This window comes from Blastococcus sp. SYSU D01042 (assembly GCF_054050515.1).
Genome location: NZ_JBJGZM010000001.1, coordinates 30,935 through 46,668 on the forward strand (window position 1 = coordinate 30,935; position 15,734 = coordinate 46,668).

Here is a 15,734-nt window from a genome sequence, read left to right on the forward strand (position 1 = left end):
ACCCTAGCCACCCGCGCGCAGCGCGAGCGACCAGGTGACCGAGGTGCGGGTGGTCCGGAACCCCAGGCCCTCGTAGAGGCCGACGGCGCCGGTGGAGTTGCCGCTGTCCACGTCGAGCCCGGCGCTGCGGCAGCCGGCCGCGGCGGCCGCACGCAGCACCCCGGCGATGACCGCCGAGGCCACGCCGCGCCCGCGCGCCGCCGGGAGCACGCCGATCTGGCCGAGGTGCACGGTGTCGTAGCCGTTCGCGGCCGAGTCCGCCCGGTGCACGTAGCCCAGCGCGTAGCCGACGACGTCGCCGTCCTCGAGCGCCAGGAGCGACAGGTCCGGCCGGAACGCGCGCTGGCCGGTGAACAGCGTCCGCCAGGTGGCCACGTCCCGCTCGGCGGAGCCGTGGTGCTCGGTGAACGAGGCGTTGTGGGTGCGGCGGACCTCCTCGTCGCGCTCCCACGTGAAGGGCACGAGCACGATGCCGGCGACCTCGGGCACCTCGGCGAGTGCGTCCAGCGGCCGTTCCATCGAGCGGTACCACCGCTCCTCGTCCAGGCCGGCGCGGCGCAGCAGCGAGGCGAGCGAGGTCATGGCGGTCGGCGCCTCCACCGCCAGGACGGCGGGCGCGGCCGGGTGGCGCTCCGCGTGCACCTCGCGCCCGCGGGCGAGCTGCCAGGCGAGCAGGGCGCGGCCGACGCCCCGGCCGCGCCACGGCAGGGCCACCCGGGCCTCCAGCTCGATCCGGAAGGCGTCGCGGAAGTCGGGCAGCGCCAGCACGGTCGCCCAGGCGACGAGGGTGCCGTCGCCGGCACGCACGGCCAGGCCGTCCCGGTCGAGGTCGACCAGGTCGTTGACCCACCACTCGGTCAGGTCCTCGGCGCTCCAGTGCTCACCGGTGTCGTCGACCGTCTCCGTGACGGCGAGCAGCGCCGCGGCGTCGGTGACGTCGTCCGGGGTGAGCCGCCCGACGGTCAGGCCGCCGGGGAGGACGGGAGGAGCTGCCACGCCGCGGGAGCCTAGGCAGCGCCCCGGCGGGGAGCCAGCGGGTTACCTGGTCGTGAAGAGGCAGAACGGGTGGCCGGCGGGATCGCGGTAGACCCGCACGACCTCGTCGTCGTCCTCGTGCCCGCCCACCGGCTGCGCGCCGGCCTCCTCGGCCAGCGCGCACGCACCCGGCAGGTCGTCGGTGAAGAGGTCCAGGTGCAGCTGCATCTGCTGGGTCCCGGGCTCCGGGGGCCAGACCGGCGGCACGTGGTCGGACTCCAGCTGGAAGGACAGCCCGGTGCTGCCGTCGGCCGGGCGCAGGGTCGCCCACTCGTCGGTGTCGTCGCGGATCGGCCAGCCCAGCAGCCGCTGGTAGAAGCGGGCCAGGCCCCGCGGGTCGGGCGTGCCGAGGACGGTGGCGGTGAACGAGATGCCGGGCATCAGGCCTCCAGGCCGAACAGACGGGCGCCGTTGCCCCAGAGCACGGCGCGCAGCCACTCCTCGCCCAGGTCCAGCCGGTGCAGGGCCTCCAGCTGGTGGGCGTAGGGGTACGGGATCGAGGGGAAGTCGCTCCCGAGCAGCACCTTGCCCCGCAGGTCCGACAACCGGGGCAGCAGGGCGCGGTCGAAGGCGTTGCTGCCGCGCTCGGTGAAGTCGGTGGCGAACATCGTGGTGTCCAGGTGCACCCGCTCGTACCGCTCGGCCAGGGCGAGGAACTCCGCGTACTCCGGCATGCCGAGGTGGGCGATGACCAGCTGCAGCCGCGGGAAACGCTGCAGCAGGCCGGCCATGGGCTCCGGCCCGGTGTGCTCGCCGGCCAGCGGTCCGGACCCGCAGTGGATGACCACCGGCGTGCCGGTCCGCTCCAGCCGTGCCCAGACGTCGTCCAGCAGGCGGTCCCGCGGGTCGAAGGCGCCGACCTGCACGTGCACCTTGAACAGCCGGGCACCGCGGTCCAGCGCCTCGACGACGTAGCCCGCCGCCTCCGGCTCCGGGTAGAACGTCGCCGACTGCAGCACCTGCGGGCGGCCCTCGGCGAACCCTGCGGACCACTCGTTGAGCCAGGCGGCCATGCCCGGCTTGTGCGGGTACGGCAGCGTGGGAAACGCCCGCACGCCCAGCCGGTCGAGGACCTCGAGCCGTTCCTCCACCGGGAGCCGGTAGGTGATCGGCCAGGTGGCGGTGCCGTAGTGGTCGCGCGCCCGGCCGAAGTACTCCCACACCTTCGCCTGCACGCGCTCGGGCAGGAAGTGCACGTGCACGTCGACGAGCCCGGGCAGCCCGAGCTCGCGCCAGTAGCGGGGGACGTCGGCGTCGTCGACCGGCGGGCGCAGGGTCACCCGCGGACCGTAGCGGTCCCCCGCCGGGCGCTCGGTCAGCGGTGCCGGGTGAGGGCCGCGCAGGTGGCGAGCTCGAACACCGCGCGCAGCTGGTCGAACCGCTCCGGCGCGGCGGCCGGGGTGATCTGCCCGTTGACCGAGACGGTGACCGTCCGCCGCCCGTCACGGGTGGCGGCGGCGAACTGGGTGTACCCGGCGGTGTTGCCGGTGTGGCCGTAGACGGTGCCGCAGCGCGTCTCGTACCGGAACAGCCCCAGGCCGGCGCCGTTCCGGCCGGGGCCGGGCGGCTCGGAGGACCCCGGGCGGAAGGTGAACTGCTCGGCCCGCGCGCGCCGGTCGGTGAAGTCCCCGCGGACGTCGGCGCCGATGAACCGGGCCAGGTCGGCGGGCGTGGAGACCACGCCGCCGGAGGCCCACGTCCAGCCCGCCGCGAACGCCTCGGTTACGTCCTCGGGCGGCTGCTCGGAGACGTCGTAGCCGCGGATCGCGGGCTCGGGCAGCTCGGCGCCGACAGGCAGGTCCGTGGCGGCGAGCCCGGCCGGACGGAGCACCGCGGACCGCAGCACGTCGGCGTAGCTGCGTCCGGTCGCCTGCTCGACCATCAGCGCGGCCACGATGTTGTCCGAGTTGGAGTACCGGTACTCCGCCCCGGGCGGGAACAGCAGCGCCGGTTCGTCCACGTAGGACAGCAGCTCCCGGGGCGGCGGCGGGTCGAGCAGGGAGGCCAGCAGCGCCTCGGCGAAGCGCGGGCTGCGGCTGAAGTCGGGGATCCCGCTGGTGTGCCCCAGCAGCTGGCGCAAGGTGACCGGCGACCACGCGGCCGGGAGCCCCGGCAGCCGGGCGCCGACGGTGTCGTCCAGCGACAGCGCGCCCCGGGAGACCAGGTGCAGCACGGTCGCCGCGTTGAACGCCTTCGCGACGCTCGCCACCCGCATGGCGTCGTCCGCCTCGGCGGGGCGGCCGGTCGCCAGGTCCGCGGCACCGGCGGTGAGCACGTCGAGCCGGGAGCCGCGGCCGAGGGTCACGACGGCGCCGGGCGGTCCTCCGGGCTGCGCGACGAGGGCGTCGAGCGCGCTCTGCAGCTCGCCCCTTTCCGGAGCGCGCGGCGGTCCGGCGACGGCCGGTGCTGCGAGCAGCGGCACGGCGACCACGAGCGAGGCGAGCAGGACGAGGACGCGCCGCGATCCGGGCATGCGGGCACGCTGCCCTGCCGGGTCGTGCGCCGACAGGGACCCCGCCCGGACGCGGCGCGCGGTGCGCCCGCCGCGCCGGTGGGGGTGACCGGTGCCGTGGGCCGGTTCAGCGGAGGGTCACGACGACCTTGCCGCGCACGTGGCCCTCGCCCAGCAGGCGGTGCGCCGCGACCAGGTCCTCGAGCGGGAAGGCCTTGGCGATCGGCACCCGCAGCTGCCCGGCGTCGGCCATGCGCCCGAGCTCCTCGAGGTCGTGCTGCTCGGGGCGGACGAACACGTACCGTCCGCCCAGGTCGTTGACCGACGGGTCGACCACCGACGCGATGCGGGAGACGTCGCGGACCTGCTTCGGCGCGTCCGCCAGCGTCTCCCCGCCCACCAGGTCCAGGACGGCGTCGACCGGCTCGGACAGCTGCTCGCTGATCGGCCCGGCGGAGTAGTCGAGCACCTCGGCGGCGCCGGCGTCGGTGAGGAAGCCGTGGTTGCGCGGGCTCGCCGTCCCGATGACGTGCGCACCCAGGGCGACGGCGATCTGCACGGCGTTGAAGCCGACGCCGCCGGCCGCCCGGTGGACCAGCACGCGGTCACCCTCGCCGACGTCCAGCGCCTCGGTGAGGGACTGGTAGGCGGTCAGGCCGGCCAGCGGCAGCGCCCCGGCCTCGGCGAACGACAGCGACTGCGGCTTGTGCGCGAGGCAGCGCTGCGGTGCGGGCACCAGCTCGGCCGCCGTCCCCCACTGGACGTCGTCGCGACGCACGTAACCGAACACCTCGTCACCGGGCGCGAAGGCGACCACGGCGGGGCCGACCGCCTCGACGACGCCGGAGACGTCCCAGCCCGGGACGATCGGGAAGTGGTGCGGGTAGAGGCTCGCCAGGCCGCCGGCGCGGATGCCGAGGTCCACGGGGTTCACGCCCGCGGCGTGCACGCGGACCAGCACGACGTCGGGTCCGACGGGCGGCTCCGGGAGGTCGTCCCGCAGCGTCAGGACGTCGTCGTCGCCGAACCGGTCGTAGGCCATTCCGCGCATGCCGCCACCGTAGGCGTCAGCGGTCGGAGCCGCGGCGCGACCGCGGAGCCGGTGCCCGCCGCGGCTGCGCTGCTGCACGGCGGCCGCGGTCCGGCGGCGGCCACTCCACGACCCACTCCTCCCCCACCGGCAGCGCGGCCCAGCGGCGGGCCGCATCCCGGACGGCACCCACCGCGGCGTCCACCCGCTCGCGCGGCACGCCCACCGCCGCGACCGCCGACGGCGGCACGTCCTCGCCCCGCGCCAGCCGGCCGACGAGGTCGGCCACGTGCTCCGCGCGCTGCACCGCGTCGTGGCGGTCGCGCTTCAGCTTCTCCGACCGGTCGGCCGCGTGCGGGGGACGCCGTCCCGAGAGGTGCCGCATGCTGCCCCACACCACGCCGTCGGCGATGCAGCCCCAGATGCCGTCCGCGAGCGGCAGCGCCGTCTCGACGACGGCGTGCACGAGGTCGTGCGGCAGGTCCGCCCCACCGCCGGCGCCGCGCATCGCGAACACGACGCCGTCGTCCCGCTCGACGAGGGTCTCGACCGGACGCCGGTCGGCCATCCGCCGGAACGTGATCTGCACCCGCCGATCCTCCCCGGGCGGTCGAGCGCTTTACCGCAGCCTCAGCGGCGGCCCTTCACGTACCGGCCGAAGGCCTTCTGGATCTCGCGGCGGGAGTCGCGCTCGGCCATGTCGTGCCGCTTGTCGTAGGCCTTCTTGCCCTTCGCCAGCGCCAGCGTGGCCTTGACCTTGCCGTCCTTGAAGTACAGGTCGAGCGGGACCAGCGTGAGCCCGCCCTCCTTGATCTTGCCGATCAGCTTGTCGATCTCGCTGCGGTGCATGAGCACCTTGCGCTTGCGGCGCGGGGCGTGATTGGTCCATGTCCCCTCGGCGTACTCCGCGATGTGCACGTGCTGGAGCCACACCTCGCCGTCGTCGATCGAGGCGAACCCGTCGACGAGGGAGGCCCGGCCGGCACGCAGGCTCTTCACCTCGGTGCCGGTGAGCACCAGGCCCACCTCGTAGGTGTCGAGGATCGAGTAGTCGTGCCGCGCCTTCTTGTTCTGGGCGATGAACTTGCGCCCCTGTTCCCGCGGCATCCCTCCACCTTACGTCGGTCCCGTGATCACCCCGGAACGCCGCGAGATCTGCACACTCGGGGCCATCAGCGCGCTGAAGGGCCCGAGTGTGCAGATCTCGTGGAGGACGTGCGGGGCTACAGCCGGACGTACAGGCGCAGGGTCACGTAGGCGGCGACGCCGGCCAGGCCCACGCCGGCCGCGGCGATGACCGGGCTGATCAGCGCGATCTGGCCCCAGTCGACCGGCGGAATGATGCCCGCCTTGATCGGCCCGGACAGCGTGCGGTCGACGAAGAGGACCTTCGTGACCACGAGCCCGCCGATGGCCAGCAGCGCACCGATGAGGCCGGCGAGCGCCGCCTCGAGGATGAACGGCAGCTGGGTGTACCAGCGGGAGGCACCGACCAGCCGCATGATGCTGGTCTCGTTGCGGCGGTTGAACGCGGCCAGCTGGATCGTGTTCGAGATCAGCAGCAGCGCCGCCAGCGCCTGGACCACCGCCACGGCGATCGTCGCGTTGCGGGCGCCGTTGAGCAGGCTGAACAACCGGTCGAGGAAGTCGCCCTCGTCGCGGACCTGGTCCACGCCGTTCTCCCCGTTGGGGAACTGCTCGGCGATGACCGGGTAGCGCTCGGGGTTGACCAGCTCGACGCGGAAGCTCTCCGGCAGCGCGTCCGGCGGGGTGTTCTGCACCAGCTCGGGCTGCTGGCTGAACTGCTGCTGGAAGCGCTCGTACGCCTCGTCCTTGTTCTCGTAGACGTAGCTCTTGACCTCGGACGACGACGACAGCTGCGCCTCGATGGCGCCGCGCTGCTCGTCGGTCACGCCGTCGGCGAGGAAGATGGAGACCTGGACCTTGTCGTAGTAGATCTCCTTCATGTCGGAGATCATCCCGGCGATGAGCAGGCCGGTGCCCATGAGTCCGAGCGAGATGGCCGTCGTCAGGATCATCGCCACCGTCATGGTGAGGTTGCGACGAAGCCCGGTGGCCACCTCGGAGAGCACGAAGTTGACGCGCATGGATGTCCTGTCGTGGTGTTCGGAAGGAGTCGGTCAGCGGCGGGCGGGGCCGCTCAGCGGCCCACGCCGTAGACGCCGCGCGACTGGTCGCGGGTGAGCGCTCCCCCGTTGAGCTCGATCACGCGACGGCGCATCGAGTCCACGATGTGGTAGTCGTGCGTCGCCATGATCACCGTGGTGCCGGTCCGGTTGATCCGCTCCAGCAGCAGCATGATGCCCTCGCTGGTCTCCGGGTCGAGGTTGCCGGTCGGCTCGTCGGCGAGCAGCACCAGCGGCCGGTTGACGAACGCGCGGGCGATGGCCACCCGCTGCTGCTCGCCACCGGAGAGCTCGCCGGGCAGCCGGTTGGCCTTGCCCTCGAGGCCGACCATCTCCAGCACCTCGGGCACCACCTTGCGGATGGTGCGGTGCGGCTTGTTGATGACCTCGAGCGCGAACGCGACGTTCTGCGCCACGGTGCGGTTGCGCAGCAGCCGGAAGTCCTGGAAGACGCAGCCGATGGTGCGGCGGAGCTTGGGCACGTGCCACTTGCTCAGGGTGTTCAGCGTCTTGCCGTTCACCTTGATCGTGCCGGAGGTCGGGTCCTCCTCCTTCAGCAGCAGCCGCAGGAAGGTGGACTTGCCCGAGCCGGACGAACCGATGAGGAAGACGAACTCCCCCTTGTCGATCTCCGTCGACACGTCGTCCAGGGCCGGCCGGCCGCTCGCCGGGTAGAGCTTGGTGACGTGTTGCATTTCGATCACGAGGCGCCACGGTACTAGCCCGGAGGCCCCCGAACCGGCGTACGCCACGGAACGCGCGGGGCTCGTTCTCGCGGTCCGTGACCGTCCTCCGGCGTTCGCCCAGGAGACCGGTCACGGAGGGTCGGCACCGGGCGCCGATCGGCCCGCCCGAGTGACCTCCCCTACAGCGGCAGCTAGGCGGCCGAGGTGGCTTCCTGCGAGCGGCGCCAGCGGATGCCGGCCTCGATGAAGGCGTCGATGCCGCCGTCCAGCACGTCGCCGGGGTTGCCGCTCTCCTGCTCGGTGCGCAGGTCCTTGACCATCTGGTATGGGTGCAGCACGTAGGAGCGCATCTGGTTGCCCCAGCTCGAGCCCTCGCCCTTGAGCGCGTCCATCTCGGCCTTCTGCTCCTGCTGGCGGACGACCAGCAGCCGGGCCTGGAGCACGCGCAGCGCCGCCGCCCGGTTCTGGATCTGCGACTTCTCGTTCTGGCAGGAGACGACGATGCCGGTCGGGATGTGGGTCATGCGGACGGCGGAGTCGGTGGTGTTCACGCTCTGCCCACCGGGGCCCGAGGACCGGAAGACGTCGACCCGGATCTCGTTCTCGGGGATGTCGACGTGGTCGGTCTGCTCGACCACCGGCAGCACCTCGACGCCGGCGAACGACGTTTGCCGGCGGCCCTGGTTGTCGAACGGCGAGATGCGGACCAGCCGGTGGGTGCCCTGCTCGACCGAGAGGGTTCCGTAGGCGTAGGGCACCTTGACCGCGAACGTGGCCGACTTGATGCCGGCCTCCTCCGCGTAGCTGACGTCGAGCAGCTCGGTGGGGTACTTGTGCCGCTCGGCCCAGCGCAGGTACATGCGCATGAGCATCTCGGCGAAGTCGGCGGCGTCCACGCCGCCGGCCTCGGACCGGATGGTCACCAGCGCCTCGCGCGAGTCGTACTCGCCGGACAGCAGCGTGCGCACCTCGAGCTCGTCGATGACGGCGCGGATGCTCTCCAGCTCGCGCTCGGTCTCGGCGACCGTGCCCTCGTCGCCCTCCTCCTCGGCCAGCTCGCGGAGGACGGCGACGTCGTCGAGCCGGCTGCGCAGCTCCTCGACCCGGCGCAGCGTCCCCTGCAGATAGGACAGCCGCGAGGTGAGCGCCTGAGCGGCCTCGACGTCGTTCCACAGGTCCGGCGCGGCGGCCTGCTGCTCGAGCTCGGCGACCTCCTGGCGGAGGTCGTCGACGTCGAGGACGGCCTCGATCGACCCCAGAGTCGTGTTCAGCTCGTCCAGGACGACGGAGAAGTCAGCGGCCACGTCGACCCAGGGTAGTCAGCCCCGCGCCCCGGCAGGCAGCCCGGCGTGGTGCGCGGCCACCCACGCGGGCACCGCGCCGACCGGCATCGGCCGGGCGATGTGGAAGCCCTGGGCGGAGCTGCACCCGAGCTCGGCGGCCAGCGCCAGCTGCTCCGCGGTCTCCACGCCCTCGGCGAGGCTGCGGATCCCGCAGGCCCTCCCCAGCGCGACGATCGCGGCGATGGCCGCGGCGGCCCGCTCGCGGTGCCCCTCGGCGTAGTTGACCAGGCTGCGGTCGATCTTGAGGACGCCGGCCGGGAGGGTGACCAGCTGGCCGAGCGAGGAGAACCCGCTGCCGAAGTCGTCGATGGACACCTCGACGCCGCCCCGCCGCAGCTCGGCCATCTGCTCGGCGGCGCGGACGGGGTCCTCGGCGACGCAGGTCTCGGTCAGCTCGACGACCAGCTGCTCCGGGCGGGCGCCCGCCGCGGCCAGCGCCGCGAACACGTCCGCGACCAGCGTGCCGCACGAGAACTGGTCCGCCCCGACGTTGACGCCGACGACGAGGTCGAGGCCGGCGCTCGTCCAGGCGGCGAGCTGGCGGGTCGCCTCGCGCAGGACCCAGCGGGTCAGCGGCGTCATCAGGTCGTGGGCCTGGGCGGTGGGCAGGAACTCGGCCGGCGCGAGCAGGCCGCGCTCGGGGTGCTGCCAGCGCACCAGCGCCTCCACCCCGATGCAACGGCCCGACGGCAGGCGCAGGACCGGCTGGTAGTGCAGCGCCAGCTCCTCGCGGACGAGCGCGTCGCGGAGCTCGCCGGCCAGGGCGGCCCGGCGCTCGGCGGCGTCGCGCAGGTCGGGGCTGAAGACGTGCACCCGGTTGCGCCCGGCGGCCTTGGCCGCGTACATCGCCAGGTCGGCGTCGCGCACCAGGTCGGTGGCGCGGTGGTACCGGGCACCCGAGGTGCCGGCGATGCCGACGCTCGCGCCCAGCCCGACGGTGCGGCCGGCGGAGTCGAAGGGCCGTTCCAGGGTGGCCCGGAGCCGCTCGGCGAGCGCCTCGGCCTCCTCCGGGGTGCATCCGCGCGCGAGGACGACGAACTCGTCCCCACCGAGGCGCCCGACGGTGTCACCTTCGCGGACGGCGGCGGTCAGCCGATCGGCCACCTGGCGGAGGAGGTCGTCCCCCGTCTCGTGGCCGAGCGAGTCGTTGACCTCCTTGAACCCGTCGACGTCGAGGAAGAGGACGGCGACCGGCGTGCGCGGGGCGGCGAGGTCGGCGTCGACGAGCTCGTGCAGGTGGGCGCGGTTGGGCAGACCGGTGAGCGCGTCGTGCCGCGCCTGCCAGGCCGAGGCGCGCTCGGCCCGCACCCGGGAGGTGACGTCGGTGTGGGTCAGGACGACGGTGCCCGCAGCGTCGACCCGCGAGGCCTCGAGGTGGTACCAGCGGGTGCCCGAGGCGAGCGGCACCGCGCAGTCGGCGGCCATCGCGTCGCGCAGGCCCATCGAGACCTCGTGCACGCCGGCCACCAGCGCGGCGGTGCGGGCGTCGTCCCGGATGGCGCGGGCCATCGCGAAGTAGTCGTCGCCGACGGCGATGCGGACGCGGTCGTCGGTGAGCTCCACGGCGGTCCGCGCCCAGGCGGCGTTGGCCAGGAGCACCGTGCCGTCGCGGTCGATCAGCAGCGTCGGTGCGGGCAGTGCGTCGAGCACGGTCTCGACGGGCAGCGCACGTCCTGGTCGCACGGTCCCCACCCCCGTTCTCCCGCGGACGCCGGCCGGCACCCGCTCCGGGCTCGTATCGGCAGCGCCGGGCAGGCGGAACAACTACGGACGGAACCGGTCGCCCCATGGGGTGAGCCGGCTCACGGCTCGCGCGTCTCCGCGGCGATCCAGCGCAAGTACGCCGGATTGCCGCCCGCGACGGGGAGGACGAGCACGCACGGCACGTCGAAGGCGTGCAGCTCCACGGCGCGAGCCACGACGGCGTCGGCGAGGGACCGGCGGGTGTGCAGCGCGACACGCGCCTCGGCCTCGTCGTGCACCGCCCCCTCCCAGCGGTAGACCGAGCGGATCGGGGCGACCTGCTGACCGCAGGCCACCAGCCGCTCCTCCACCAGCGTGCGGGTGAGCGCGACCAGCCGGTCGGCGTCCGCGTCGGTGATGACGATCTCGCAGCACTCCTCGTCCACGGCGCGATCCTCGTGCACCGCCCCGGCCCGCGACTTCGCGGACGGCCGGATAACTTCCCCGCCCGCGGGGGTAGGGGGGCCTCATGACCGACGAGATGACGATGGAGATCGACGGCGAGACCTACGTGGTGCGGCGCGACGGCGAGGACCTGCAGGTCGGGCGCCGGGTCGACGGCGACGTCACGTGGCTCGACACCGTGGCCGGCAGCACGCTGCCCGAGGCCGCCCGCTCGGCGCTGCAGTCGGGCGACACCTCGGACGAGGCCCTCGCGACCGCGGTGCGCGGCGTGCTCGAGGCCGAGGTGCGGCGCGGCGGCTGATCCGCCCCAGCAGGACGGCACGGGGTGGTCGCGGGCGATCGCGGCCGCCCCGTGCCGCGTTCAGCGGTGCCCGTGCCCCTGGCCCTGCCCGGGACGGTGCCCCGTTCCCTGGGCACGCCCCTGCTCGGCCTCGCGCTGCAGCTGCTCCTGCACGGCGCGCTCCCAGGCGGCCGCCAGCTCGCGCAGCCACTGCAGGTTGCGCTCGTAGATCTCCGGCAGGGTCGGCACGTGGGGCTGCGCCGGCGGGGCCGCGGCCACCGGAGGAGGCGCGGGGGCTGGCGCCGGGGCCGGTGCGGGCTCGGGAGCCGGAGCCGGAGCCGGCGCGGGAGCCGGAGCCGCCGGGCGGGGCGCCGGCGCCCGGGGGGCCGGAGCCGGGACGGGCGGGGCGACGGGCGGGGCGGCGGGCGGCGGTTCGACCGGCGCCGGGACGACGACTGCCGTCTGCTCCTGGGTCACCACCGCATCGGCCGGCCAGTCCGGGTCGATCGCGGGCCAGGCGCGCCACGACCCCGGGTCGAGCAGCAGCGGGAGCACCTCGACGGCGGTGCGACGGTCCAGCCGGTCGGCCACCTCCTCGGCGATCGCGGCCGCGGCGACCACGTCGCAGGCCGTCGTCCCGAGGAAGTTGCTGCCTTCGACGCAGGCGTCCCGGGTGCGCAGCTCGGCGGTCAGCCCGCCGATGAGGGCGGCGGCCACGGTCGGCCGCTCGTCGGGCGCTCCGGCCAGCCACTCGCGGAGCAGGGCGGCGATCTCCGGTGCCGCCGCGACGGGCAGCGGCGAGACCGTCAGGGAGGCGGCCTGCGGGCCGACCGGCCACCGCACCACCTCGCCGGGCATGAGCACGACCTGGTCCTCGGCGGTGAGCCGCACGGCCGCGGCGACCGCGCTGTTCTCGCTGCGCAGCCGCACGGGGACGCCGAGGTCACCGACGCCGCTCAGCGCCACCGAGCGGTCGCGGTCGTTGCGCAACGTGATCGCGGTGCCGTCCACGCAGGCCTCGATCGGGAAGTCTGCGGCCACACCGCCGCGGCTCTCGTCGGCGTCGCACAGCTCCGCGGTCCGGCCGCCGGGCGGGGCCGCCGCGGCCGACGGCACCCCGAGCAGCGGCAGGACGAGCAGCACGGCCGCTGCCGGCACCGAGCGCCTCACGTCGCGAACTCGCAGACCGGCTGGGCCGTCGCGCCGACCTCGGCGAGACCGGCGGACACCGCACGCAGCACCGCGTCGGTCAGGGGCCCGTCCACGACCGAGCCGAGGGAGGCGACCAGGCCGTCGAGCGCCGTCGCGAGGTCCTCGGGGCCGCCCCCGTCGCGGACGTCGGAGAGCACGCCGCGGAGCTCCCGCACCACCTGGCTGATGCCGGTGCGGGCCTCGACGTCGTCCCCGGCCACGAGCAGGCCGACCGAGAGCGGCAGCTCGCCCAGCTCCTCGACCGATGCCAGCCGGGTGCAGAACGCCGGAGTGCCGGCGGGCGCCTCGTAGGACGCGTCGGCCGCCTGCTCGGGGCGCGCGTCCTCGGCCGGTCCGCAGCCCGCGGCGACGAGGCCGGCGAGGATGAGGACCGGTGCCCCGAAGCGTCCGGCGATGCGCACCCGGGCACGGTAGGGCGCACGGTTCCGGCGCGAGGACCGCCCGGTCGCGCGGTCACCCGGTCGTGCGACACCCGGTTCGGGCGGCGGTCACCCGCGGTGATGAGGCGGCGACCTCACCCCGAGGGGTGAGGGGTGGTCGTCGTCCTGGCCCGGCGTCCCGATGGGATTCCGTGACCTCCTCCCCCCGCGGCCGGCTCCGCCGCTTCCTCGCCGTCGGCGCCGCGCTGGTGCTGGCGGGCTGCGCCGCCGGACCCGGCGCCGCGGAGGGTGGCGGCAAGGCCGCCGCCAAGGCCGTGCCGGCCACCGCTGCCGACGACCTGGAGGGCCTCGCGTACGAGGCCTTCGGCTGCGCCTCCCGCACCGACTGGGTGGCCGCCGGCCTGCCCGCCGATGCCTGGGACGACGGGACCGTGCGGCGCACCGCCGCGGACGTGACCGGTGACGGCGTGGCCGAGGTGCTCGTGCAGGCCGGCTGCCCGTCGGCGACCTCGACCCCGGCGAGCCGCGTCGTCGTCCTCGACGTCAGCGGAGCCGCACCGGCTCTGCTCGGCGTGCTGGGCGGGGACCTGTTCTTCCCGGAGGCGACCGTGAGCACCGCCGGCGCGACGGTGACGCTGAGCGGACCGACCGTCGCAGGCGACGACCCGACCTGCTGCCCCGGCCACGTGGGCACGGTGACCTACGCCTGGGACGGCGCCCGCTTCGTCGTCGAGGCGCTTAACGAGGTGCCCGGCTCCGCGCCGGTGGCGACCCGCTGACGCACCTCCCGCCACTCTCTTTGTAGCAGTTCTGGTCAAGCCTCATGAGGCCGTTTTTTCGGGTCTACGGTCGCGCTCCTCAGATCGGAGCTGATGCCCGTGGAACCGCTGACCACCAGCACCTTCGCCCTCCCCGACACCCTCGCCGCCAAGGCCGATCCGGCCCTGATCGCGGCTGACGAGCAGCACTTCGCGGCCATCGCCGCGAGCCTCGCCGAATCCGTCGCCGAGCTGTCCGCCCGCCTGGACGCCGAGCGCCGCGCCCCCGGCGGTGACGGCCAGGCCGCGCTCGACCGCGACCTGGAGATCCACCGGCTGACCGCCCGGCTGCGCACGCTGCGCCGGTTCGGCCTCGACCTCTGCCTCGGCCGGATCGTCGGTGCCGACGGCGAACCGGTCCACGTCGGCCGGCTCGGGCTGACCGACAGCACGGGCCGGCGGCTGCTGGTCGACTGGCGCTCCCCGGCGGCCGAGCCGTTCTTCGCCGCGACCCACGCGCACCCGATGGGTCTGGTCAGCCGGCGCCGGTACCGCTGGACCCGCGGCCGGATCACCGACTACTGGGACGAGGTCTTCACGCCCGAGGGGCTCGAGGGCCATGCCGCGCTGGACGACCAGTCGGCGTTCATCGCCAGCCTGGGCAGCACCCGGTCCCCCCGGATGCGGGACGTGCTGGGCACCATCCAGGCCGACCAGGACGCGATCATCCGCGCCGGCTCCACCGGGGCGCTGGTCGTCGACGGCGGGCCGGGGACGGGCAAGACGGTGGTCGCGCTGCACCGCACCGCCTACCTGCTCTACGCCGATCCGCGGGTCGGGCACGACCGCGGCGGGGTGCTGTTCGTGGGGCCCCACGAGCCCTACCTGGCCTACGTGTCCGACGTGCTGCCCAGCCTCGGCGAGGAGGGCGTGCGGACGGCGACGCTGCGCGACCTGGTGCCTGAGGGCGCGGCGGCCGGCACCGAGCCGGACGACGAGGTGGCGCGGCTCAAGGCGACCGCCCGGGTCGGCGAGGTGGTCGAGGCGGCGGTGCGCTTCTACGAGGAGCCGCCGGCGCGCGGGCTGACGGTCGAGACGCCGTGGGGGGACCTGCGGCTGGGCGCCGAGGACTGGGCCGAGGCGTTCGAGGCGCCCGACCCCGGCACCCCGCACAACGAGGCGCGCGAGCGGGTGCGGGAGGAGCTGCTGACGATCCTCGTCGACGCGGCCGGGGACGCCGACGCCTCCCGCGACGAGGTGCGCGAGGTGCTGGACCAGGACCGCGAGCTGCGGGGCGCCTTCGACCGGGCGTGGCCGCTGCTCGAGGCGGCCGACGTCGTCGCGGACCTCTGGTCGGTGCCGGCCTACCTGCGCCGTTGCGCGCCCTGGCTGCAACCCGACGAGGTGCGCGCGCTGCAGCGGACCGACCCCGCCGCCTGGACGCTCGCCGACCTGCCGTGGCTGGACGCCGCGCGGCTGCGGCTCGGGGACCCGGGCGTCGAGCGGCGGCGGCGCCGGCAGGCCGCGGTGACCGCACGCGAGCGCGAGCGGATGGCCGGCGTCATCGACGAGCTCATCCAGGCCGACGACTCCGAGCTGCTGCTGATGACGTCGCTGCGGCACGACGACCTCCGGTCGGCGCTGGTCGACGACGCGGCGCTGCCGACCGCCGAGCGCGACCCGCTGGCCGGGCCGTTCGCGCACGTGGTGGGGGACGAGGCGCAGGAGCTGACCGACGCGGAGTGGCAGATGCTGCTGCTCCGGTGCCCCTCGGGCAGCTTCACGATCGTCGGCGACCGGGCGCAGGCGCGGCACGGCTTCACCGAGTCGTGGGAGGAGCGGCTGGCGCGGGTCGGGGTGCGCGACGTGCGGATGGCCTCGCTGACGGTCAACTACCGGACGCCGGCGGAGGTCATGGCCGAGGCCGAGCCGGTGATCCGGGCGGCGCTGCCGGACGCCAACGTTCCGACCTCGATCCGCAGCAGCGGGGTGCCGGTGCAGCACGGGTCGGTGACCGAGCTGCGGTCGGTGCTCGACGACTGGCTGGCCGGGCACCCCGAGGGGGTCGCCTGCGTCATCGGCGAGCCGGGTTTCGCCGGCTCCGAGCGGGTGCGCTCGCTGACGCCGGTGCTGGCGAAGGGGCTGGAGTTCGACCTGGTCGTGCTGGTGCGCCCGGAGTCCTTCGGCGAGGGCGTCGAAGGCGCGGTGGACCGCTACGTCGCGATGACGCGGGCGACGCAGCGCCTCGTCGTCCTCGGCTGAC

At 74.7% G+C, this 15,734-nt stretch carries 17 protein-coding genes; 3 read left to right on the top strand and 14 right to left on the bottom strand.

Annotated elements, in window-relative coordinates:
* Positions 1-3 precede the first annotated feature (3 nt).
* The 12 genes from ACI79H_RS00110 to cutA all read right to left on the bottom strand — a co-directional run bounded on the left by ACI79H_RS00110 (position 4) and on the right by cutA (position 10,822).
* On the bottom strand, positions 4-996 hold the full coding sequence (locus tag ACI79H_RS00110; RefSeq protein WP_456552331.1) for a GNAT family N-acetyltransferase: 993 nt from the start codon (positions 994-996) through the stop codon (positions 4-6).
* Positions 997-1,038: 42 nt separating this feature from the next.
* Positions 1,039-1,416, bottom strand: a complete 378-nt coding sequence (locus tag ACI79H_RS00115) for a VOC family protein (protein WP_456552332.1) — start codon at positions 1,414-1,416, stop codon at positions 1,039-1,041.
* A complete protein-coding gene (locus ACI79H_RS00120; RefSeq protein WP_456552333.1) occupies positions 1,416-2,315 on the bottom strand; it encodes an amidohydrolase family protein in 900 nt (299 codons plus the stop codon). Before ACI79H_RS00120 ends, ACI79H_RS00115 begins: the two co-directional genes overlap by 1 nt.
* A 35-nt stretch (positions 2,316-2,350) precedes the next feature.
* Positions 2,351-3,508: a serine hydrolase domain-containing protein gene (locus tag ACI79H_RS00125; protein WP_456552334.1), complete on the bottom strand. Its 1,158-nt coding sequence runs from the start codon at positions 3,506-3,508 to the stop codon at positions 2,351-2,353.
* Between the two features lie 106 nt (positions 3,509-3,614).
* Entirely contained in the window at positions 3,615-4,538 is a 924-nt protein-coding gene (locus ACI79H_RS00130; protein ID WP_456552335.1) for an NADP-dependent oxidoreductase, read from the bottom strand.
* A 16-nt stretch (positions 4,539-4,554) separates the two neighbouring features.
* Positions 4,555-5,106 (bottom strand): hypothetical protein, encoded by a 552-nt coding sequence (locus ACI79H_RS00135; RefSeq protein ID WP_456552336.1) that lies wholly within the window; start codon positions 5,104-5,106, stop codon positions 4,555-4,557.
* A 41-nt stretch (positions 5,107-5,147) separates the two neighbouring features.
* Positions 5,148-5,624 (bottom strand): SsrA-binding protein SmpB, encoded by a 477-nt coding sequence (gene smpB / locus ACI79H_RS00140; RefSeq protein ID WP_456552337.1) that lies wholly within the window; start codon positions 5,622-5,624, stop codon positions 5,148-5,150.
* Positions 5,625-5,740: 116 nt separating this feature from the next.
* Complete coding sequence (gene ftsX / locus ACI79H_RS00145) at positions 5,741-6,625, bottom strand: permease-like cell division protein FtsX (protein ID WP_456552338.1); 885 nt, start codon at positions 6,623-6,625, stop codon at positions 5,741-5,743.
* A gap of 53 nt (positions 6,626-6,678) precedes the next feature.
* A complete protein-coding gene (gene ftsE, locus ACI79H_RS00150; RefSeq protein ID WP_456553098.1) occupies positions 6,679-7,359 on the bottom strand; it encodes a cell division ATP-binding protein FtsE in 681 nt (226 codons plus the stop codon).
* A gap of 182 nt (positions 7,360-7,541) precedes the next feature.
* Positions 7,542-8,654 carry a peptide chain release factor 2 gene (prfB, locus tag ACI79H_RS00155; RefSeq protein WP_456552339.1) on the bottom strand — a complete coding sequence of 371 codons (1,113 nt, stop codon included), beginning with the start codon at positions 8,652-8,654 and terminating at the stop codon, positions 7,542-7,544.
* Between the two features lie 15 nt (positions 8,655-8,669).
* Entirely contained in the window at positions 8,670-10,376 is a 1,707-nt protein-coding gene (locus tag ACI79H_RS00160; protein ID WP_456552340.1) for a putative bifunctional diguanylate cyclase/phosphodiesterase, read from the bottom strand.
* Between the two features lie 119 nt (positions 10,377-10,495).
* The gene (gene cutA / locus ACI79H_RS00165) at positions 10,496-10,822 is read right to left on the bottom strand and encodes a divalent-cation tolerance protein CutA (RefSeq protein WP_456552341.1); all 327 of its coding nucleotides are present in this window, start codon (positions 10,820-10,822) and stop codon (positions 10,496-10,498) included.
* A gap of 83 nt (positions 10,823-10,905) precedes the next feature.
* On the opposite strand from cutA, the gene ACI79H_RS00170 reads away from it, so the two are divergent.
* A complete protein-coding gene (locus tag ACI79H_RS00170) occupies positions 10,906-11,142 on the top strand; it encodes a hypothetical protein (protein WP_456552342.1) in 237 nt (78 codons plus the stop codon).
* A 60-nt stretch (positions 11,143-11,202) separates the two neighbouring features.
* Here the strand turns inward: ACI79H_RS00170 and ACI79H_RS00175 are convergent, their stop codons facing one another.
* Positions 11,203-12,291, bottom strand: coding sequence for a hypothetical protein (locus ACI79H_RS00175; protein ID WP_456552343.1), 1,089 nt, complete (start codon positions 12,289-12,291; stop codon positions 11,203-11,205).
* On the bottom strand, positions 12,288-12,734 hold the full coding sequence (locus ACI79H_RS00180) for a hypothetical protein (RefSeq protein WP_456552344.1): 447 nt from the start codon (positions 12,732-12,734) through the stop codon (positions 12,288-12,290). The genes ACI79H_RS00175 and ACI79H_RS00180 overlap by 4 nt, the downstream gene beginning before the upstream one ends.
* Before the next feature lie 170 nt (positions 12,735-12,904).
* Here ACI79H_RS00180 and ACI79H_RS00185 point away from each other — a divergent pair, with 170 nt between their 5' ends.
* Positions 12,905-13,492, top strand: coding sequence for a hypothetical protein (locus ACI79H_RS00185; RefSeq protein WP_456552345.1), 588 nt, complete (start codon positions 12,905-12,907; stop codon positions 13,490-13,492).
* A 93-nt stretch (positions 13,493-13,585) separates the two neighbouring features.
* Positions 13,586-15,733, top strand: coding sequence for an RNA polymerase recycling motor ATPase HelR (gene helR / locus ACI79H_RS00190; protein ID WP_456552346.1), 2,148 nt, complete (start codon positions 13,586-13,588; stop codon positions 15,731-15,733).
* The last annotated feature ends 1 nt before the right edge of the window (position 15,734 follow it).